This window comes from Paraburkholderia phymatum (assembly GCF_038900715.1).
Taxonomy (GTDB): Bacteria; Pseudomonadota; Gammaproteobacteria; order Burkholderiales; family Burkholderiaceae; genus Paraburkholderia; species Paraburkholderia phymatum_A.
The window spans coordinates 205,570-226,655 of the sequence record NZ_JAYMRZ010000009.1 but is presented as its reverse complement, the minus strand read 5'-3'; the positions used below and the strand labels follow the sequence as shown (position 1 = coordinate 226,655).

Genomic DNA, 21,086 nt, shown 5'->3' with positions numbered 1-21,086 from the left:
ATGCGCGCCTTCACTGTGCAAACCGTTGCAGCATGCGCTGCGACTGATCGACGTCCTGAACGCTCGCGACGGGCCCGCCCGATGCAGGCGACGCGTGCGGCTTCTGCGCGCGCGGCTCGCCGTTGCGTCGCGCCCGACTCGCGGCCGCGACCTTCGCCGCTTCGTCGCGAACCTGCGCGCGCACGTCCGGCGCGAACTTCTGGTCCTTGATGAGCGCCTGCGCGCGCGCCGTCTGTCCGTCTGCGAGCAGGTACAGCACGACGTTGCCGATCACCTTCCGGTTGTGTCCGTCGAGTTCGGCGGCCTTCATCAGCGGCACGCGCGCACCCGCGACATCGCCGGCGCGCAGACGCGCGTAGCCGAGATCGGAGAGCGTCGCGACATCCGTCGGCGCGAGCTCGACGGCCGTCTCCAACACCTGCGATGCGCGTTCGAAATCCCCCGACGCGCCCGCCAGCAGACCAAGCCCGCGATAGCCGCGCGCCGCGAGCGGCGTGTTCAGCAACTGCGTATAGGCGGCGGCGCTCGACGCGGGCTGATCGGTGGCGCGCAACGCGTCGGCGCGCAGCAGGATCGAATCGGGCGACGCGCCGTACTGTTTCTCGTATGCATCGATATGCGCGAGCGATGCGTAGTACAGCCCCTGCGCCTGCATCCGGTCGATCAGGCCGAGATACATGCCGGGCGTATCCGGCGCGGTATCGTGCGCGGACTGTTGCAGCTTCGCTTCGCGCTCGGCCTGCACGCCGACGCCATAGCCCGCTTCCTTCACCGCGCACGCGCCGAGCAGCGCGCAGACGCCGGCAAGCGCGGCGAGCCGGATCACATGCCGGATCGCGTTCATGCACACCGCGCGACGAGATGGGTTCATTCGATCGTCCATGATGTTTCGTATCCCTAGCGATGCACGGCCGCCGACGCCGCCAGCGAATGCACGACGGCGAGCACGCCCGGCCCCGCCGTCACGATCAGCAGCGCGGGCAGAAGCGTCACCACCATCACGCCTGTCATCTTCACGGTGAGACGGCCGATCCGTTCGCGCAGCATCGAGCGGCGCGCTTCGCGCAGACGGTCGCCGAACTGCCTGAGCGGCTCCTGCACCGCGCCGCCGTGGCGGTCCACCTGGATCAGCAGACGCACGATTGCGCGCAGGTCTTCGTTCGCGTAGCTCGACGCGAGACGCTGCAGCGACTGCTCGCGCGTGCGGCCCGCCGCGACCTGCCGCTGCGCGATCGCGAGTTCGCCGGACAGCACGGGCAGCACACCGCGAAAATCGTTGACCATCACCTGGAGGCTCTGATCGAGCGACAGGCCGACGCCCTGCAACAGGCGCAACAGATCGACGAGCATCGGCAGTTCGTCGACGACGGCCGCGCGCCGCGCCGTCGCGCGCCGCTGCACAGCGATCTTCGGCAACATGAAGCCCGCGAGCAGCGCGATCACGACGACGGCGGGCGCGCGCGGCCCATGCAGTTCGAAGCCCATCAGCGCGAGCGCGGCGAGCGGCAGCAGGAGCGCGCCGCCGATCCGCGCAAAGAGGAACAGGCCTCGCGCCCGCGCGTCGACGAAACCGCATTGTTCGAGCAGACGCCGGTCTTCGTCGGCGACGACATGGCGGCCGAGCGGCGAATCGAGCCAGCGCATGCCCGCGCGCGCCGCGCGCTCCAGCAGCGGATGCGGACTTGCGGCTTGCCCGGAGGCAGCGGGATTGCCTTGCGTCGTGCGATCGGCGGCGCCCGTTGCGCTCGTGTCGACGCTGGAACCTGCGTTGGCGCTCGACGCCGTGCGCATCGCGGCCGCCTGCGCCTGCGATGCGCGCTGATCGAGCACGTCGGCGAGCAAGCGCGCGCTGCGCCGGCCGGCCACATGACGCTTCCATAGCATCACGCCCGCCAGCAGCGAAGCAAGCGCGGCAAACGCGAGCGCGAGTGCGGCAAGCGAAAACGCGTCCATCGTCAGCCCTTCAGCCGCGCGAGGCGATACAGCAGAAACGCGCCGAACATCTGCAGCGCGAACGCAAGCCAGACGAGCTTGCGGCCCGTCGCATCGTTCCACATCCACGCGAAATAGTGCGGATTCGATGCGATCAGAAACCCGCCGATGCCGAGCGGCAACAGCGTCAACACCCAGGCGGACAATCGCGTCTCCGCCGACAACGCGACGAGTTCACGCTCCGCCTGTTCGAGATCGCGCATGAACGACGCCATGCGATCGAGCATCACGTCGGCGCGCCCGCCGTATTTCACCGACAGGCGCAGCACCGCGCCCACCAGCTCCAGCTCGCTCGTCCGATAGACCTGCGCGACGTGATACAGCGCGCGGTCGATCTCGACGCCGGCGCGCAGCATCCGCGACACGTGATCGAGACACTGGCGCAGCGGCGCTTCCGTCGTCTGCAGCGAAGCCTGGAACGCGGCAGGCACGCTGTTGCCGAGCACGATCAGACGCACGATGCCGTCGAGAAACGACGGCAGCTGACGCACGATCGTCTGACGCCGCTTCAGGATACGGCGCGACATCAGCACGTAGAGCAGCACGGCGCACGTCGCGAGCGTCATGAAGAACGCGCCCGCGCCGCTGCGGCTGCCCGCGAACGTGGACAGCGCGAGCGAGCCGAGCAACGGTGCAAGCATCGCGACCCTCGCGTTCGAAATCCCCGCGCGACTCATCGACTGATCGAGCACGAGCGCGACGCGTGCCTTGAGCTTGCGCCAGCGGCTCGAGTCGGCGGCCGTCGCAGCCGTCTGCGCGAGCGGTTGCGCGCGCATCGGTTGCGCGGCTTGCTGGGTCGTGAGCGGCTGCGCGCGCATCGTTGCCACCGGATGCATGCCCGCCGTCACGACGCCCGCCGATGCCGATGCCGACGCCATCTGCGCCATGCGGCTGTCGATGAAGCGCTCGGTGCCCGCGCGCTCGTTGCGCCGCGCGCCGCGCCGAACGACGAGCAGCGCGCACGCCACGCACAGCAGCGCGAGCGCGGCAACGAGCAGCGCGGCGCTGTCGCTAGACATTGAAGCCTCCGTCGCCGCCCCTGCCACCGAATCCTGCGCCGAATCCGCCCGTCATCGGATCGCCGAATCCGCCGCCGAGCGCCTGCCTGAACCGCGCGAGCTTCGGCGAATGCGGATGGATGCCGAGCGATGTCCAGTTGTCGGCCTCTTCGCCTTCGGGCGTCGTCAGCGGCTCGTAGCGATACAGTTCCTGTGTCGCGATGATGTTGTCCGACAGCCCCGTGACCTCGGTGACGGACAGGATGCGGCGCCGCCCATTCGACAGCCGCCCGATCTGCACGATGAAGTCGATCGCATTCGCGATCTGCCGGCGCAGACTCGATTCCGTGCCCTGAAAGCCCGCGAAGCCCGCGAGCATTTCGAGCCGGTACAGACATTCGCGCGGCGAGCTCGCGTGCACGGTGCCCATCGATCCGTCGTGGCCCGTGTTCATCGCCTGCAGCATTTCGAGCACTTCGCCGCCGCGCACTTCGCCGACGATGATGCGGTCCGGGCGCATGCGCAGCGTGTTGCGCAACAGGTCGCGGATCGTCACGAGGCCGCTGCCGTCGAAGCCGCCCGGACGGCTTTCGAGCCGCACCACATGCGGATGGTTGAGCGACAGCTCGGCCGTATCTTCGATCGTCACGACGCGCTCGACATCGGGGATATGAAACGCGAGCGCATTGAGCAGCGACGTCTTGCCCGAGCTCGTGCCGCCTGACACGAGGATATTGCAGCGCGCCTTCACGGCCGCGTCGAGCAGCGCGCCGATCTCCGCGTCATACGTGCCGTTCGCGAGCAGATCGTCGGGGCGCAGCGGGTCCTTGCGGAACTTGCGGATCGACACGACGGGGCCGTCGATCGACAGCGGCTCGATCACGACGTTCACGCGGCCGCCGTCGGGCAGACGCGCATCGACCATCGGATTCGATTCGTCGAGCCGTCGGCCGATGGGCGCGAGAATGCGCCGCACGATACGCAGCAGATGCGCGTTGTCCGCGAAGCGCACGGGAATTTTCGCGAGGATGCCGTGACGCGATACGTACACGTCGTTGTAGCCGTTCACGAGAATGTCCTCGACGGCGGGATCGTTCAGCAGATCCTCGATCGGCCCGAAGCCCGCCAGCTCTTTCGTCAGCGCCTGCGCGATCAGCCGCACTTCGCTCTCGTTGATGGGAAACCGGCGCAGCCGCACGAAGCTGTCCATTTCCAGATCGACGAACTGATGGATCGCGTTGCGCGACCAGCGGCCAAACTCGGCGCCCAGTTCCTCGATGCGCGTGAGCAGATGTTCGTGCGCCGCGTTCTTGATGTCCTGGAACTGCTGGCTCTGCGCGAACGCGGGTGCGTCGTCGGCAAATTCGATTTCTTTTGCCATCGTCTATGACCGTTTGCTGGAAATGGGAATGAAGCGCCGCAACGCATCGAGCGCCGACTTGCCATGCGGATTCGCAGCGCGCACGCCCGAGCCCGCGCCCGTTATGGACGGCGCGCCCGCGACACGCGTCACGAGGGTATCGAGCGCGCGCACGTAGGCGTCGCGCGGCGCGGTGTCGGCGAGCAGGTTGCCCTGGTTCATCGACTGCCCGAGCGCGACGCGCCGCTCGGGCAGCGTCGCGATCAGTTCGAGTTCGAGCCGCTGCGCGATCTGAGCCGCCGTGAGCCCCAGTTCCGGCTCGTACTTGCCGACGACGAGCCGCACTTTCTGTCGCAGCGTCTCGATGTCGATGCCGTGCTCGCGCAAGCCGTCCAGCACGCCGACGGCCGATACCACCGACGGCACGCCCTGATCGCAGACGAGCCACGCTTCGTCGGCGGCCTGCACGACGTTCGCGATGAACTCGCCGTTCCTGAAGCCGCCGAGATCGACGATCAGCTGATCGAAAAACGCGCGCAGCCGGTTCAGCAAGGCGATCGACGACGCGTGCGAGACCTCGCGCATCTCGGCGAGATCGGCGGGCAGGCTCGTCAGCGCAAGGCCGCTCGCATGATGCGACAGCGCCGTGTGCACGAAGGTCTGATCGATGCGGCGCACGTTCCGCACGGCCTCGACGAAGCTGAAGTCGCTGCGCGTGTTGAGCAGCAGCGTGCCGTCGCCTGCGGGCAGGCCGAGATCGAGCAGCAGCGCTTCGCGGCCTTGCGCGGCGTCGCGCCGTTGCAGCAGCACGGCAAGATTCGCGGCGAGCGTGCTCACGCCCATGCCGACGCGCGCGCCGATCAGCGCCGTCAGCTTGCCGTGACGGCTCACGGGCTCGACGACGTTGTCGAGCACCTGGCGTGCGATGCGCAGCGCGTCTGCAGCGGGCGCGCACAGATTGATGAAATCGCGCACGCCCGCGCGCAGCGCGGCGAGCGCGCTCTCGGGCTCGCTCATCGAACCGACCGCGACGATCTGCAAGCCCGCATACGCGGCGCGCGCCGCGTTCGCCGCCGCGCTCGCCGCCGCCATCTGGCCGCCGGAAAAATCGACGAACGCGAGCGACGGATTGAGCGTGCCGATGCGTTGCACGAACGCTTTCGGATCGAGGCTCACGCGATCGACGGCGCCCGCCGCGACAAGCGATCCGGCGAGCCAGCGCGCGTGCTCGTCGGCGAGCGTCGCGAACACGAAGCAGTCGGTGACGGCGCGCTCAGCCAAAGCGTGGGTTCTCGCGTTCATGGTGTGCTTCCTTTGCGCGTGGCCGCCTGTGCGACCGCCGTTCGGTTTCGCTCAGCCGTCGTGTTTCGCATCCGTCGCTCGCACCGCATCGCGCATTCATTTCGAAAACCCCGGCGCGGCATCGCGCGACGCCGCGCCGCCCAGCAGCGAGCGCCACACGGGCGCGTCGCGTTGCTCGGACTGTTCGCCCGGCGTCGACGGCAACGCCGCGCCCTTCGCGAGCGGCGACACGAGATGCGGCGAGACGATGATCAACAGCTCCTTGTCGCTCTGCGAATAGTTCAGCTGCTTGAAGAACGCGCCGAGTATCGGCAAATCGCCGAGCACGGGCACCTTGTCGACGTTCGACGCCGTCTCGCGATCGATCAGTCCGCCGATCACGTAGCTCTCGCCGTCGCCGAGTTCGACGGTCGTATCGGCGCGGCGCGTCGTGATCGCGGGCACCGAGATGCCGTTGACCGTCACCGCGTGCACGAAATCGAGCTGGCTCGCCTCGGGCGCGATCTTCAGCGCGATGCGCTGCGGGCTCAGCACGGTCGGCGTGAGCGTGAGGCCGACGCCATACGGCTTGTATTCGATCGACGTCGTGCCGAGCCCTTGCGGCACGGGCACGGGAATCTCGCCGCCCGCGAGAAAGCTCGCGCTCTGACCGGACAGCGCGACGAGCGTCGGCTCGGCGAGGATGCGCGCGAGGTTGTTGCTCTCCATCAGGCTCAGATCCGCGAACAGATCGTGCGCGACCGAGCCGAACACGAGATTGAACGCGGACGCGATCGGCATCGTCGAATCGAACGACGTGCCCTGGCCCGGTGTGAACGTCGCCTTGTTCAGCGACGACGGCGCAAACGAGCCGAACGCAAACCCGTTGCTTCCCTTCGAGAAGTTGAAGCCGATCTGCTTGAGCACCGCGCGGCTGAATTCGACGACGCGCACGTCGACCTGCACGACGGGACGCGTGACGATCGTCGATGTGTCGACTGTCGTGCCGACTGTTATGCCGGCGCTCTTGCCATCGCCGCCTTTGCCATTCGATGCGACGGAGGCGAGCGCTCCCGCCGCCACGCCCGCCGCGCGCTGATGCGCCTGCATCGACGCGGCCGTGCCCTTGATCACAGCCGTCCCGCCGAGCACTTTCACTTCGGGCGTGCCGCCGTCGAGCAGATCGGCCGCTGCGGCTGCCGTCACGTTCACGGTGTAGGTGAGCGGCGTGTCGCGGTCGCGCTCCCACAGCATGACGCTCGTCGTGCCCGCCGACTTGCCGACGAGCAGCACGCCGCCGTGCGAGTCCGCTTTCGTGCCGCCTTTGAGGATCAGCACATCGGCGACGTTCGGATCGCCGACGGCCACGCGCTGTAGCGTGTGACCCGCCGCGAGCGTCCGTTGCGCGCCGACGGCGAGATCGATCGCCGGCGTGGCGGCCGTCGCTGCGCTCGCCTGGCTTGCCGCGATGCCGGCGGCGTCGCTCATGACGGGCAACGCAATCATCGGCAGCATGCATACGCCGACGATCACTCGCCACGCAAGAATCCGTTTCCTCATGTTCCGCTGAACGCGTATTCGCGCCCTCTCCCTAAACGCTCTTTTGTCGTTCGCCGGCGAATGGGTCGCCGGGTTGTCTCGCTGTTTGCCCTAGCTGTTTGGCTGGCTGTTTGCCTTGCTGTTTGTCTTGCTGTTTGCCCTAGCTGTTTGCTTTGCTTTTCGCCCGTCTTCTTCTCGTCACGCGCGACGCGCGATCACCACGCGACCGTTTCCGAGCGGCCGCCCCGTATCACTTCGATTCCGCCACCTGCATCGCGAGTGCGCGCGACGAGCCTTGCCGGCGCGGGCGCGCTTTTCGACGGACCCGGCAACGCGCGGCGCGCGCTGCTGCCCGACAGTTCGTCGAGCGCGACGCCCGCCGCCGCGCGCGTCGATTCGGGCGCATCGGTGCTCGCGGCAGTCTTCAGCACGGCGGGATAAGCAGGCAATGCAGCGGCGTCGAGCGCGTCGGTATCGCGTGGATTGCGCAATGCGAGCATCAGATGCCCCGCGCCTTCGGCCAGCACGAGCCGGTCGACATCGGCGAGCGGCACGGCGAGCACGGCCGTTCGCGCGGGCGTGTTCGTATCGGGCGCGCCGCTCGCCGTGACGTTGCCCCACGCGAGCACGCGCACGCGCGACAGCAGCAGACGCGCCTGCGTGCGCTCCACTTCCGCCTGACCCGCCGGACCGACGCTCAGGCCATCGCGCTTCAACGTAAAGAACACATCGACGACATTGCCGGGACGCAACCGGTTGCCGACGGCATTCTGCTCATCGACGCGCACGGCCACCGCGCGCTCGCCTGGCTCGATGCGCTCGGCAATGCCCGACGACAACTGCGCTTCGAGCACGGGCGCCTGCACGCCGATATCAGTGGTGGGAACGCGGCCCGCGATCAGCGACGGATCGGCGAAAGCGCCCGACGGATCGATGGGCAGACGCTGGATGCGCAGCGCGTCGGCGGGGATCGGCTGTCCGGCGGGCAGCACGCGCAGCGCGACGACGACGGGAAACGCCGGCTGCGTCTGCGCAACGGACGCCGGTGCGGGCGCGGGGCGACGGGCCAGCGTCATCGCCAGCGCGCCGAGCAGCACGGCGAGCGCGATCAGCGCCCCTGCGACTATTCGAGTCAGATTCGGCATGATTCACTGCCTTTGCGGTGCGGCGCGCGGCGAACGGGTCCGCTTGTCTCGCTCGCGTGATGTAAAGGATGCAGGCGCGGCGTCGCGATCACAGCACATACCCCGGGTTGAGTTGAACCATCGACGTACTCGTCAACTGCGACGGCAATGTCGCATCGAGCAGCGGAATCGGCGGGACGAGCGGATGGCGCCCGTAGTCGTATGTCAGCGTGACGGTGACGCAGCGCATCGTCGCGTCGAACGTACAGGCCGCCCAGCTCGCGTCGCAGTTCGCCCTGGCCGCGAGCCAGTTCGTCAGATTCGACGCGGCCAGGCAGGCGGCCGACGCGCGATCGTCGAGCGCCGTCTTCACGTCCTGCGCCTGCTGGTAGTTCAGCGCGGCGCGCGCGCCCTCCTCGGCTGCGAGCGTCAGGCTCTGTTGCGCGACGAAAATCAGGCTGAACGTCACGATCGCGTAAAAGATTATGAAGAAGAACGGGAACACCAGCGCGAACTCGACCGCGCTCGAGCCGCGCTGACTGGCCGAAAATCCACGCGCGCGAACGCGTCGAGGTGCAGGTGTGATCGGTTGCATCGGCGCGTTCAACGTCAGACTCCCCGCAGGTATCGCGACGCGAGCACGCCGAGCGCCGCAACGCCGAGACACGTGACGTACGGCGTCGCGCGACGGCCGCGCAACTCGAAGGCGGCTGAGCCGCCGCCGGGCGCAGCGGGCCACGTGTGTGTCGCGACGAGCAACGCGAGCGAATGCAGCCCGGCCATGACGGTCGCCACGACCCACAGCCCCGGCAGCGCATGCGCGCCGCACCACGCGCCGAGCACGGCGAATGCCTTGACGTCGGCGGAGCCCATCACGCGCAACGCGTAAAACGGCAGCAGCGCCGCGAAGCCGAGCAGCGCGCCCAACGCGGCTTGCCCAGGCGGCACGCCGAACGGCGCGCGCACGGTGAACGCGCACGCGAACGCCGCGGCCAGCCCGACGGCGATCCACGCATTGGCGACACGCCGATAACGAAGGTCGCTCAGCGCCGCCGTCGTTGTCCACGCAACGAACAGAAGACTTTCGATCCATGCAGCCATAAGAATCCAGCAAGCAATAGAAGCCAATAACAGCCAATAGCAAGCAATGCGAAGCTATCCAAAAGCTCGCATGGCATAAATTCGATTGAACAGACGCAAAGACTCCGCGAGCGTCGTGTGCCGACGCTCGCGTCCTGATGCTTCGAAAATAAGCTGATTGAGTCTTTACGACGATTTCGCCGGTGTGCTCGACGAAATGATTCCAGCAATGGAGTCGAACAGATTCGACAGATTGGTCCCGACCGATCCGGCCGCCGTCGCGATTGCGATGGCCACCACACCTGCAATCAGGCCATATTCGATTGCCGTCACGCCCTCGTTGTCTGTCAGAAACCGGCTGATGATGTTTTTCACGTTGTAACCCTCGGACTTTCCATTTTCGTTACTGGGGATACGGCTCACACCGCCCGCAGTGGCATTGTCATGGGCGTTCTCGTGTGCCCTTTAAGTTTTTCTACGCTGGCTTTACAGATTTTTGCCTGCGCGAGAACGTGCCGGCTTTATAACCGACCAATCATTTGTAAGCAATCCTGATGCGTGACGACTATCCGTGCCTGCTGCGTTTGAATATTTAGCACTTGCTTTAGCGTACCGGTGGTCTGTGCGGAACAGCACATAGGGCTAACCATGAGTTAGAACGGTTTCACCAAGCACCCGTTTAAGCCGTTTGTTTCAAGCGTCGCGTTACGTTGCGTTACCCGTCCTCACGTAACGGCACCCCCTCGCCGTTACGTTACGCCGCCGCTCGCCTTCTCCTCTTCTCGTCACATTAGCGGTCCTTATCAGTTTTCATACGGATCACGCGACTGCTCGCGAAAGCACGCCAGTGCTCGATCGGAACGCGCTGCACGAGTGGCGGCCGCAATTAGTCACGCTCGCTGGCATGGACGTTGCAAATAGGGCGCCCGGCATCACTCGACAGAAACGGAATTTCCGAGGACGAAATGAAAATTCAAACGATACAAGGCCTGGTACGGGCATCGATGATCGCAGGCGCAGTGACGGTGACGTTATCTCTTGCCGCTTGCGGCGGCTCGGGATCGCTGAGCCAGGGCACGGGGGGCGGCAGCAAAGGCGCGATTTCGACGGGAGGCATCAGCGGTGTGGAAGGCGGCGGTTCGGGCGGCGCGGACGGTAGCGGTTCCGGAAGCAGCGCTTCGGGAGACAACGGTTCGGCGGGCACGGGCGGCACGGCGAGCAACGGTTCGGGCGATGGCTCCGGCAGCGGCTCAGGCAGCGGATCGGGCGGCGGATCGAATCCGACTCCGAAGGCGGCCAACCAGATCGGCAACATCGCTGCCGACGCAGGCGGTGTCGTTGCCGACGCGGGCTCGACGGTATCGGGTGTCGGCAGCGTGATCGGCGCGCAGACGCTGCCAGGCGTCGGCAACGGGACGCCTCAGGCGGCAGGCGCCGTGGTCTCGGATCTCGGCACGGCTGTGTCGACGCTGGGTAACGGCGTCGCGCAGGGGCTCGGCCAGCTCGGCGCGTCGACCGATCCCGTCGGCACGACGGTAGCGAGCGTCGGCGGCGTGGTGAGCAATGCGGGCAGCGCGGTGACGAGCGCAGGCGATCTCGTGAAAAGCCTCGGCAGCGGACAACTCGCGCCGCTCGCCGCCGTGACGAACCCGCTCGGCAGCGCCGTCGGGATGGTCGGCGGCGCGGTGACGAATGGAGGCGGCACGCTGACGGGCGCGCTGTCGTCGGGGCCCGTGCAGCAGGTGACGCAACCGGTCAGCACGGCCATCACGCCGATTACGTCGATGCTCGCGGCAACCACGCAGACGGTCGGCAACACGACGGGCATCGGCGCGCCCGTCAACGGCCTTCTGTCGACGCTCGGCGGCCAGCTCGTGAAGACGGGCGGCATCGTCGCATCGACGGGCGGCAATCCCGTATCGACGGGTATCGGCAACGTCGTCGCCGATACCGGCAAGACCACGATCGCAGTCGGAGGACTGCTGCAAGGCGGCGCGGCTGGCGGCAATCCGTTGGGCGCGGTGACTGGCGCGCTTGGCGGGCTCGCAGGCGGCGCGGGCGGCGGCAATCCGCTCGGTGCGGTGACGGGCGCGCTCGGCGGTGTTTCAAGCGGTGCGGGCGGCGCCAGTCCGCTCGGCGCTATCACGGGCGCCGTCACGGGCGCGGCAGGCAGCTTGACAGGCAGCGCGGGCAACGCGGCCGGTGGCAACCCGCTGTCCGCCGTGACGGGCGCCGTCACGGTCGTCGTCTCGACGGTGACGGGCACGCTCAACGCGCCCGCCATCGCCGCGCCGACGACGTCGACCTCGTCCGCACCGTCCACGTCCACGGCTTCGTCCGCGCCCAGCGGGCTTTCGCTCACGTCGACGGCGGGCAGCAGCGCGAACGCTCCGTCGAATCCGCTTTCCGCGGTCACGTCGCTCGTCGGCGGCGTGCTCGGCGGCGGCGCGAAGAAGTAGCGGCCGCGTCGGGGCGCGGCGGCCTGCTCGCGTCCCGGCCCTTCCCCAAGCGCGCATCGACGCAGGTATCGACGCAGGCAGCGCTGCCTGCGTCGTGCGCGGCCGCGTCGGCAAGCGTCGCGGCCTTTGACCCGACGCTTCGAGCCGACGAAGTTTTCAGGCGACATCCACAAGACAACGAGGAGCATTCCATGCACACGCAACGTGTTATCTCTCATGCCACGCGCGCCGCGATCCCGTCGCCGCGCGCCCCGCTTTCCGCGTTCGCGCTCGCGTGCCTGCTCGCCGCTTGCGGCGGCCACGGCGTCACCGCGGGCCCCTCGCCCGCGCCCGCGCCGTCCGGCGGCACGGCGACGACGGGCGGCGGAAGCACGGCGACGACGGGCACGTCGGGCGCAGTATCGACGCTGGCCAAGACAGTCGACGACCTCGGCAACACGATCGGCTCGACGCACGTGCCGGGCGTATCGCCGCAAGTCACGCAAGGGCTCGGCGACACGGTATCCGGCGCGGGCGGGACGGTCGGCGCGCTCGCGGACGCCGTCAGCAACGGCCTCGGGCAAACCGGCTCGACCTCCGACCCGGTCGGCACCACGGTCGCGGGACTCGGCCCCGTCGTCAGCTCGACGGGCGGCGTCGTGCACGGCCTCGCGGAGACCGTCGACGGTCTCGGCACGGGCAATCTCGCGCCGCTCTCGCCCGTCACGACACCCGTGGCAGGCGTGCTGGACAGCGTCGGCAACGCGCTCGACGCAGGCGGCGCGACGCTGGGTGTGTCGCTGTCGTCGGCGCCCGTTCAGCAGGTGACGCAACCGCTCAGCACCACGATCACCCCACTCGTGATCACGCTCGGCCAGGTGACGCAAGCCGTCGGCACGACGACGGGACTCGGCCAGCCGGTGTCGGGCGTGCTCGCGCAGATCGGCGGCGCGCTACAGAACGCGGGCGCGACCGTTGGCAGTACCACGCAAAATCCGCTCGGCGCGGATGTGGGTCTGCTCGTCGGCTCGCTCGGCAACACGGTGACGAACGCAGGCGGCCTTGTGAATCCCAACGGGCCGAATGGCTATGCGCCGATTCCCGGGCTGATCGTGAGCCTCGTCGGCGGACCGGCGGCTGTCGTCAGAGCGGGGCCGCCGCTGTCTTCCGCGCTCGGTCCGCTTGGCCCGCTCGATGGCGTGCTGTCGAGCATCGGCCTGGGCGGCAACCCGCTCGGCTCCGCGACGACGCTGCTCGGCGGCACGCCGCTGCAAGGCGCGACGGGAACGACGGGCGCAGCGACGGGCGCGGGATCGGGTAGCCCGTTGTCGACGGTGACGAGCGCGCCCGGCGGCGGTGCGTCCAGCGGCAGTCCGCTCGCGCCCGTGACCAGCATCGTCGGCGCGCTCACGGGCACGCTCGCCACGGCGGTGGGAAGCGGCACGACAGGCGGCGGCGCATCGCTGGTCGGCGCACTCGTGCCATCGGCGAAGAAGTAAAGCGCTCAGGAAAACGAAGCGCGCGTGCTTCGCTCCGGACGGAGCACGCGACGCTGCGGCAAGCGAGAAACACGGTGTCGCGATGCGCGCGTGCTCGATGCGCTGGCAACAAGCGCAAGGACGTGAGTGGCGAGTCGCAGCGGCAGCGGCAAGCGGCAAGCGGCCAGTCGCAGCGGCAACGGCGACGGTAACGGCGATGGCGACGGCGAGCGACAGCGACAGCGGCAACGGCAACGGCAATGGCAGCGGCATCTGCATCTGCATCTGCATCTGCATCTGCAACGGCAGCGACAGCGGCAAGCGGCTACGGCTACGGCTACGGCTACGGCAGCGGCATCGGCATCGGCATCGGCATCGGCATCGGCAGCGGCAACGGCAACGGCAACGGCAACGGCAAGCAACAGCATGAAGCATGAAAGAAACCGCAGCCGGCGCACCGCACGAATCACACAAAACAAAACACGCATCACATAAGCAGGCGCGCTGCCCGGACAAGGCACCGCACCCGCAACGACAAAAACAGGCCAACGAGGACCAACCGATGAAACTCGGTCACAAGCAATGGACACTCTTCCTCGCGGCAATCATCGCGAGCACGTCACAGACGCACGCGCAAACGCGCCCCACCGTCAGCGGCAACGCTGTGGGCGGCAACCCGCTCGATGCGCTTCCGCAAATCAAGGCACCCGACAAAGGGCCCAACGCGACAGCGCAGATCCAGCCGCAAGCGCCGCAGCTTCAGGAACTGCTCGCGCGGCATCTCACGCCCGCAAAGTTTCAGGTCGAAGGCGTGAAGTCGATTCCCTTCGACGAGGTCGCGCAACGCTTCACGCCGCTCGTCGGCAAGGACATCACGATCGGCGAACTGATCGACGTCGCGAACGGCGTCACGCGTCTGTATCAGGAGCGCGGCTATGCGTTGTCGTTCGCGTTCGTGCCGGCGCAGACGTTCGAGAACGGCGTCGTGCGCGTGACGATCGTCGAGGGCTACGTCGCGAACGTGAAAATCACGGGCAAGCCCGGCAAGACGGAGGACAAGCTGCGCGCGATCGCCGCGCATATCGCCGCGGACAGGCCGCTGCGCCGCGCGACTTTCGAGCGCTACATCAACGTGATGGGCCTCTTGCCCGGCGTGAAAGTCACGGCCAACGTGCCGCCGCCGCAAAGCACGGACGGCGCGACAACGCTCGAACTGAACGTCGACCGAAAGCCGTTCGACATCAGCACGGGCATCGACTTCAATCATCCGGGCGTCCAGGGCCTGCTGACGGCGACGGAGAACGGGCTCACGTCGCTCGGCGAGCAGCTCAGCGTATCGGCGCTGCTGCCGAAGGGCCGCGACAACGTCACGTATCTCGCGGCGCACGGCGCACTGCCCATCGGCACAGACGGGATGACCGCGAAAATCGACGCATCGCACTATCGCGGCAATCCGAAGAACAACCCCGGCCTGCCCTCGTATGTACAACGCACAGTGATCAACGACAGGATCGGCGGCTCGCTGTCGTATCCGCTGATGCTGAGCAACACGCACAGCCTCACCGGCACCGTGACGGCGTATGCATCGCACGACGAAGACCGCTTCAGCAACACGATCACGGGCGCGGCGATCGGGCTGCGCTCGCAGGTGCGCGTGCTTCAGTTGCAAGCCGACTATGCGCAAGTGCAGACGGGCCAGATGCGCAAGGCCAGCATCAACGTTGCGAAAGCGTTCGACATACTCGGCGCGGGCAAGGCCGGCGACTCGAACATCCCCGGCACGACGACCATCAATCCCGCTTCGATCACGTTCGTGCGCACGGGCGCGAGCGTGTCGCAAACCAACGAGTGGCCGTTCGGCATCGGCACGGCGGTCGCCGCGACGGCGCAATACAGCCCAGACACGCTGCCCACTTCCGAGCAGATTTCGTTCGGCGCGCAACGTTTCGCGCAGGGCTACCAGCCGGGCGAGACATCGGGCGACTCGGGCTGGGGCGCATCGTTCGAAATCAATCGCGCGGTCGCGCTGGGGTTCACGTATCTGCGCACGGTTACGCCGTATGTGTCGTTCGACATGGCGCGCGTCTATCTGCATGCGGGCACGCCGCAGCCGAACAGGTTGTCATCCGTTGCGATCGGCTTTCGGCTCTCCGACGCGAAGCACTATAGCCTCGATCTTTCTCTCGCGAAGGCGCTCGGCGATGCCCCCATCGAAAGCGCGTCGCGCAGTCCGCGCATCAACGCGACGTTCTCTTATCAGCTGAACTGATGGCGGCATCGCAGCCATGAAGCGCTCGCGAAACGGCGGCTTCGATTAGAGGCTTCACTATCAAACGACGCGCACGCTTTCACGTATTCTGCCCTCTCCAACGCTGCACATAAAACACAGGGCGCCGCCTCGCATCGAGGCTCACACGGCGCCGCGCGAGTCCCGTTCGCGACGATTTTCAACAAGGAGGAAGACGATGACATCACTCACCCAGCGCGCGCGTTCCGCGTTCGGCAAGACGTTGAAACAGGCGGCTGTCGCGGGCGTGCTGCTTGCCGGCGCCGTCACTGCATTCGCGCAGGCCGACAGTCCCGTCGGCACATGGCAAACCATCGATGATCACACGGGCCAACCCAAGGCGCTCGTGCAGATCACGCAAGACGTGAACGGCACGCTAAGCGGAAAAGTCATCAAGGGGCTCAATCCGAACGATCAGCCCGACCGGCGCTGCACCGCCTGCACGGACGCGCGCAAGGATCAGCCGATTCTCGGCATGACGATCATCAACGATATGAAAAAGGACGGCGACAACTGGGACGGCGGGCAGATTCTCGACCCGGAGAACGGCAAGCTCTACAAGTGCAAGATGCACATAGAAGACAGCGGACAGAAGCTCGTGGTGCGCGGCTATATCGGCGTATCGCTGCTGGGGCGTTCGCAGACGTGGATTCGGCAGAACTGATGCGGTAGCGCGGCGCTTCGTTCGTGGCAGCGAAGCATGAACGAAAAAAGCCGGCCTGGCGATTACTTTCGCGAGGCCGGCTTTTCGTTATTGCGTGCGTTCAATTCGTTCGATCCGTCAAGCCGCATTCATGAAGTGACTGGCGTAGTCGAATACCAGCGGCGTCGATGCGGGCGCGCCCGGCGGCGGGAACAACGGCGTGGCGGGCATGACCGGTTGCGCGGTGGCCGCATCGTTTTCGGCTGCCGCGACTGCGTTCGGCGCGTGGATGCGCATGCGCGCTTCCATCATGCTGCACAATTCGCTGCCGGCATCGCCGAACAGCTGGTCCATCACGCGCTTCAGCACGCCTGCCTTATGCCACGCCTTGAAGCGGCGGTGGCAGGTTTGATACGACGGGTATTTGCGCGGCATCGCGGACCAGGTGGCGCCGCTATAGATCACCCAGAGCACGCCGTTGAGCACGGAGCGGGTGTTGGCGAGCGGACGGCCGCGCAATTCGGAACGCGGGCGCAGTTCCGGCAGCAACGGCGCGACCTGCTGCCATTCTTCGTCGGTGATATCACGGCAAGGGGTCATGTTTTCTCCTTCGTCAAGGGTGCCTCGACGATATAGAGTTGACCCACTACCGGATATCAGACCAATCCGAATCCTGAAAATGCACGGCTAGCCGCTGCCGTAAGGGTCAGCGCGGGTTGCGCTATCCCAAACGGTGTGTCGTTCGAACGAAATCGATCAGGTGAGCGATGTATCGACGATCCGGCGCGGCGCATCCAGATATTCCTGCGACTGCATCTCGACGATGCGCGACACCGTGCGCGTGAACTCGTTGGCCATCGGCCCTTCCGTGTAGAGTTCCTCGGGCTCCACGGCCGCCGACATCAGCAGCTTGACCTTGTGGTCGTAGAATACGTCGATGAGCCACGTGAAGCGCCGCGCTTCCGACTGCATGCGCGGCGTCATCTGCGGGATGCCGGAAAGGATCACCGCATGGAACCGGCTCGCCAGTTCGAGGTAGTCGTTCTGCGAGCGCGGGCCGCCGCACAGCGTCGCGAAATCGAACCAGACGACGCCGTCCGCGCGCCGCAGCGCCTTCAGCTCGCGCTTCTCGATGTGCAGCAGCGGGCTTTCGTCGGGCACGGCCGCGAGCTTCGCGAACGCATCGCGCAGCGCCTTGTCGGCGGCGGCGCCGAGCGGCGTGTGATACACCTCGACCTGCGACAGCGTGCGCCTGCGGTAGTCGATGCCCGCGTCGACATTGACCACGTCGAGCTTGCTCTTGATCAGCTCGATCGCGGGCAGCAGACGGTCGCGATGCAGGCCGTCGGGATACAGCGTGTCGGGATCGTAGTTGGACGTCATCACGAACTGCACGCCGTTCGTGAACAGGCGGTCGAGCAGGCGATACAGGATCATCGCGTCCGCGATATCGGACACGTGGAACTCGTCGAAACAGATGAGCCGGTAGCGCTTCGCGATGCGCCGCGCGAGTTCGTCGAGCGGATCGGCCTGGCCTTTGAGTTCTTCGAGTTCGCGATGGACCTCTCGCATGAACTCGTGAAAATGCAGACGCGTCTTACGCACGAGCGGTACAACCGCATAGAAGCTGTCCATCAAGAAGCTCTTTCCGCGCCCCACCCCACCCCACATATAGACGCCCTTCGGCAGATCAGGGTGCATGATCAGCTTCATAAAGGCATTCGGACGACGCGCCTTATACGCAGTCCACTCTTCATAGCACCGCTGCAGACGATCGACGGCAGCGCGTTGCGCCGGATCGGACTCGTATCCCCGTGTCTGCAGTTCCTGTTCGTAGTATTCGGTGACGTTCATTATGTGACGCAGCAATGAAGAAGGCGGGAGGGGTTGAACCCACCCGCCTTCGTCGTGATTCGCGTTTGCCCGGATAAGACTCCGGGCAGATGCTTCTTACATATTCAGCGCGCGCTTGTCGACGGCGAGCGCCGCTTCACGCATCACTTCGGACAGCGACGGGTGCGGATGGCAGATACGGCCGATGTCTTCCGACGCAGCCTTGAACTCCATCGCCACCACGGCTTCGGCGATCAGATCGGACGCATTCGCGGAGATGATATGCACGCCGAGCAGCTCGTCCGTCTTCGCGTCGGCGATCATCTTGACGAAACCATCCGCCTTGTTGATGCCGAGCGCGCGGCCGTTCGCCATGAACGGGAACTGGCCCGTCTTGACCTCGCGGCCTTCCGCTTTCAGTTGCTGTTCCGTCTTGCCGACCCACGCGATTTCCGGTTCCGTGTAGATGACCCACGGAATGCAGTTGTAGTCGATGTGCGGCTTCTGACCGTCGATGATCTCGGCCACCAGCACGCCTTCGTCCTCGGCCTTGTGCGCGAGCATCGGGCCGCGCACCACGTCGCCGATCGCGTACACATTCGGCACCGACGTCGCGCAGTGATCGTCGACGTCGATGAAGCCGCGCTCGTTCGCCTTCAGGCCGATCGATTCGAGGCCCAGGTTATCCGTGTTCGGCACGCGGCCGATCGACACGATCAGGCGGTCGGCGTCGAGCGTCTGCGCGTTGCCGTCCTTGTCCGTGTACGCAAGCGACACGCTGTTGCCCGAGTTCTTCACTTCGCTGATCTTCACGCCCAGCTGAATGTCGAGGCCCTGCTTCTTGAACTGCTTGGCGGCTTCCTTCGCGAGCGCCTGATCGGCGGTACCGAGGAATTCCGGCAGCACTTCGAGCACGGTCACCTCGGAACCCAGACGGCGCCACACCGAGCCCAGTTCGAGGCCGATCACGCCCGCGCCGATCACAGCGAGCTTCTTCGGCACTTCGGTGAACGACAGCGCGCCTTCGTTGTCGGCGACGATCTTGTTGTCGACCGGGACGTTCGGCAGGTGACGCGCCTTCGAGCCCGTCGCGATGATCACGTTCTTCGCCGTGACCACTTCGCGCGTTTCACCATCCGTGCCTTCGCCCGACACCTCGATCTGCACGCCGGCGTCCGTCTTGCCCGTGAACTTGCCGTGGCCCTTGAGCCAGGTGATCTTGTTCTTGCGGAACAGGAACTCGATGCCCTTCGTCATCTTTTCGACGATGCCTTCCTTGCGGGCCAGCATCTTCGTGATGTCGACCTTCACGTTTTCCACGCTGATGCCGTGGTCCGCGAGATGGTGCGACGCGTTCTCGAACTCTTCCGACGACGCGAGCAGCGCCTTCGACGGAATGCAGCCCACGTTCAGGCACGTGCCGCCCAGCTTGAGCGTGCCGGCCGGGTTCTTCCACTTCTCGATACAGGCAACCGTCTTGCCGAGCTGCGCGGCGCGAATGGCTGCGATATAGCCGCCGGGACCGGCACCGATCACGACGACGTCAAATTCTTTGGACATGACTATCCTTTTGATGACTAGCCGACGCGGCCGCGCTTCGCGGCGCGCGTGGCTTCAGGTACTGCGGAAATGCGAGAGGCCTGTATTCATATCGCGACGGCGCGCCGCGGTTTCAAGCCGCGGCCGCGTCGCGAGACAGGCATTACAGGTCGAGCAGCAGACGAGCCGGATCTTCCAGCGCGTCCTTCATCGCGACCAGCGACAGCACGGCTTCGCGGCCGTCGATGATGCGGTGGTCGTACGACAGCGCCAGATAGTTCATCGGGCGAATCACGATCTGGCCGTTTTCGACAACGGCGCGTTCCTTCGTCGCGTGCACGCCGAGGATCGCCGATTGCGGCGGGTTGATGATCGGCGTCGACAGCATCGAGCCGAACACGCCGCCGTTCGAAATCGAGAACGTGCCGCCCGTCATTTCTTCGATCGACAGCTTGCCGTCACGTGCCTTCGCGCCGAACTCGGCGATCTTCTTCTCGATGTCGGCGAGGCTCATCTGATCCGCGTTGCGCAGGATCGGCACCACCAGGCCGCGCGGCGAGCCGACAGCGATACCGATGTCGAAGTAGCCGTGATAGACGATGTCGTTGCCGTCGATCGACGCGTTCACCAGCGGGAACTTCTTCAGCGCGTGGACCGCCGCCTTCACGAAGAACGACATGAAGCCGAGCTTCACGCCGTGTTCCTTCTCGAACTTGTCCTTGTACTTGTTGCGCAGATCCATCACGGGCGCCATGTTCACTTCGTTGAACGTCGTGAGGATGGCGTTGGTCTGCTGCGACTCGAGCAGACGCTCGGCGATACGTGCGCGCAGACGCGACATCGGCACGCGCTGCTCCGGACGGTCCTTCAGCCACTGCTCGGCCGATGCCGGCGCGCCGACTTGCGGCAGCGACGGCTTCGCGGCGCGTGCGGGCGCTGCGGCGGGTGCCGGCGCAGCCTTCGCAGCCGGTGCCGCGGCGCCTGCGCCCAGCACGTCCTGCTTCGTGATGCGGCCGTCGCGGCCCGTGCCGGCGACGTCGCCAGCTGCGAGGCCCTTCTCGGCCATGATCTTCGTCGCAGCCGGCGATGCCGTCGTGCTTGCGCCCGCAGCGCCCGCCGCCTGCGCGGGAGCGGCAGCCGCCGCTGCCGGCTCGGCTTGCGGAGCCGGCTTCACTTCGGCTTCGACGGCGGCTTCGCCCGGCTTGCCTTCCGTGTCGATCTTCGCGATCACTTCGTCGGCGACCACGATGTCACCGTCGTTCTTGATGACTTGCGCGAGCACGCCCGCCGACGGAGCCGGCACTTCGAGCACGACCTTGTCGGTTTCGATTTCAATCAGGATTTCGTCCTGGGCGACGGCTTCGCCCGGCTTCTTCTTCCACTGCAGCATCGTCGCTTCCGAGACCGACTCGGACAGCTGGGGAACCTTGACTTCAACAATAGCCATTTGATTTCTCTGAATACGTATCGGATGACAACGAACCTTGTGCGAGC

The 21,086-nt window shown here is 66.3% G+C and carries 19 protein-coding genes; 5 read left to right on the top strand and 14 right to left on the bottom strand.

What is annotated here, in order from left to right; translation table 11 throughout:
* Positions 1 to 10 precede the first annotated feature (10 nt).
* The 10 genes from VSR68_RS18735 to VSR68_RS18690 form a co-directional block, all read right to left on the bottom strand.
* Positions 11 to 844: a tetratricopeptide repeat protein gene (locus VSR68_RS18735; RefSeq protein WP_342941317.1), complete on the bottom strand. Its 834-nt coding sequence runs from the start codon at positions 842 to 844 to the stop codon at positions 11 to 13.
* Between the two features lie 53 nt (positions 845 to 897).
* Complete coding sequence (locus VSR68_RS18730) at positions 898 to 1,953, bottom strand: type II secretion system F family protein (RefSeq protein ID WP_342941245.1); 1,056 nt, start codon at positions 1,951 to 1,953, stop codon at positions 898 to 900.
* 2 nt (positions 1,954 to 1,955) lie between these two features.
* Positions 1,956 to 3,011, bottom strand: a complete 1,056-nt coding sequence (locus tag VSR68_RS18725; protein WP_342941244.1) for a type II secretion system F family protein — start codon at positions 3,009 to 3,011, stop codon at positions 1,956 to 1,958.
* Positions 3,004 to 4,371, bottom strand: a complete 1,368-nt coding sequence (locus tag VSR68_RS18720; RefSeq protein WP_342941243.1) for a CpaF family protein — start codon at positions 4,369 to 4,371, stop codon at positions 3,004 to 3,006. The genes VSR68_RS18725 and VSR68_RS18720 overlap by 8 nt, the downstream gene beginning before the upstream one ends.
* 3 nt (positions 4,372 to 4,374) lie before the next feature.
* A complete protein-coding gene (locus VSR68_RS18715; protein ID WP_342941242.1) occupies positions 4,375 to 5,652 on the bottom strand; it encodes a fimbrial protein in 1,278 nt (425 codons plus the stop codon).
* A gap of 96 nt (positions 5,653 to 5,748) precedes the next feature.
* The gene (locus VSR68_RS18710; RefSeq protein WP_342941241.1) at positions 5,749 to 7,191 is read right to left on the bottom strand and encodes a type II and III secretion system protein family protein; all 1,443 of its coding nucleotides are present in this window, start codon (positions 7,189 to 7,191) and stop codon (positions 5,749 to 5,751) included.
* A 194-nt stretch (positions 7,192 to 7,385) separates the two neighbouring features.
* The gene (cpaB, locus tag VSR68_RS18705; protein ID WP_342941316.1) at positions 7,386 to 8,318 is read right to left on the bottom strand and encodes a Flp pilus assembly protein CpaB; all 933 of its coding nucleotides are present in this window, start codon (positions 8,316 to 8,318) and stop codon (positions 7,386 to 7,388) included.
* A gap of 85 nt (positions 8,319 to 8,403) precedes the next feature.
* Positions 8,404 to 8,889 carry a TadE/TadG family type IV pilus assembly protein gene (locus tag VSR68_RS18700; protein ID WP_342941240.1) on the bottom strand — a complete coding sequence of 162 codons (486 nt, stop codon included), beginning with the start codon at positions 8,887 to 8,889 and terminating at the stop codon, positions 8,404 to 8,406.
* Between the two features lie 14 nt (positions 8,890 to 8,903).
* Positions 8,904 to 9,395 (bottom strand): A24 family peptidase, encoded by a 492-nt coding sequence (locus tag VSR68_RS18695; protein ID WP_342941239.1) that lies wholly within the window; start codon positions 9,393 to 9,395, stop codon positions 8,904 to 8,906.
* Positions 9,396 to 9,560: 165 nt separating this feature from the next.
* The gene (locus tag VSR68_RS18690) at positions 9,561 to 9,749 is read right to left on the bottom strand and encodes a Flp family type IVb pilin (protein WP_342941238.1); all 189 of its coding nucleotides are present in this window, start codon (positions 9,747 to 9,749) and stop codon (positions 9,561 to 9,563) included.
* A 590-nt stretch (positions 9,750 to 10,339) separates the two neighbouring features.
* On the opposite strand from VSR68_RS18690, the gene VSR68_RS18685 reads away from it, so the two are divergent.
* The 5 genes from VSR68_RS18685 (at position 10,340) to VSR68_RS18665 (ending at position 16,241) form a co-directional block, all read left to right on the top strand.
* Positions 10,340 to 11,833 carry a collagen-like triple helix repeat-containing protein gene (locus tag VSR68_RS18685; RefSeq protein ID WP_342941237.1) on the top strand — a complete coding sequence of 498 codons (1,494 nt, stop codon included), beginning with the start codon at positions 10,340 to 10,342 and terminating at the stop codon, positions 11,831 to 11,833.
* A gap of 191 nt (positions 11,834 to 12,024) precedes the next feature.
* Positions 12,025 to 13,311, top strand: a complete 1,287-nt coding sequence (locus VSR68_RS18680; protein ID WP_342941236.1) for a collagen-like triple helix repeat-containing protein — start codon at positions 12,025 to 12,027, stop codon at positions 13,309 to 13,311.
* A 239-nt stretch (positions 13,312 to 13,550) separates the two neighbouring features.
* Positions 13,551 to 13,727, top strand: coding sequence for a hypothetical protein (locus VSR68_RS18675; protein ID WP_342941235.1), 177 nt, complete (start codon positions 13,551 to 13,553; stop codon positions 13,725 to 13,727).
* Positions 13,728 to 13,852: 125 nt separating this feature from the next.
* Complete coding sequence (locus tag VSR68_RS18670; RefSeq protein WP_342941234.1) at positions 13,853 to 15,559, top strand: ShlB/FhaC/HecB family hemolysin secretion/activation protein; 1,707 nt, start codon at positions 13,853 to 13,855, stop codon at positions 15,557 to 15,559.
* Between the two features lie 196 nt (positions 15,560 to 15,755).
* Positions 15,756 to 16,241 (top strand): DUF2147 domain-containing protein, encoded by a 486-nt coding sequence (locus VSR68_RS18665; RefSeq protein WP_342941233.1) that lies wholly within the window; start codon positions 15,756 to 15,758, stop codon positions 16,239 to 16,241.
* Positions 16,242 to 16,358: 117 nt separating this feature from the next.
* Here the strand turns inward: VSR68_RS18665 and VSR68_RS18660 are convergent, their stop codons facing one another.
* The 4 genes from VSR68_RS18660 to odhB form a co-directional block, all read right to left on the bottom strand.
* Positions 16,359 to 16,820 (bottom strand): transposase, encoded by a 462-nt coding sequence (locus VSR68_RS18660; protein WP_342941232.1) that lies wholly within the window; start codon positions 16,818 to 16,820, stop codon positions 16,359 to 16,361.
* Between the two features lie 156 nt (positions 16,821 to 16,976).
* Positions 16,977 to 18,074 carry a cell division protein ZapE gene (zapE, locus tag VSR68_RS18655; RefSeq protein ID WP_342941231.1) on the bottom strand — a complete coding sequence of 366 codons (1,098 nt, stop codon included), beginning with the start codon at positions 18,072 to 18,074 and terminating at the stop codon, positions 16,977 to 16,979.
* Positions 18,075 to 18,170: 96 nt separating this feature from the next.
* Positions 18,171 to 19,613 (bottom strand): dihydrolipoyl dehydrogenase, encoded by a 1,443-nt coding sequence (lpdA, locus tag VSR68_RS18650; RefSeq protein ID WP_342941230.1) that lies wholly within the window; start codon positions 19,611 to 19,613, stop codon positions 18,171 to 18,173.
* Between the two features lie 142 nt (positions 19,614 to 19,755).
* Positions 19,756 to 21,039 carry a 2-oxoglutarate dehydrogenase complex dihydrolipoyllysine-residue succinyltransferase gene (odhB, locus tag VSR68_RS18645; protein WP_342941229.1) on the bottom strand — a complete coding sequence of 428 codons (1,284 nt, stop codon included), beginning with the start codon at positions 21,037 to 21,039 and terminating at the stop codon, positions 19,756 to 19,758.
* Positions 21,040 to 21,086 lie beyond the last annotated feature (47 nt).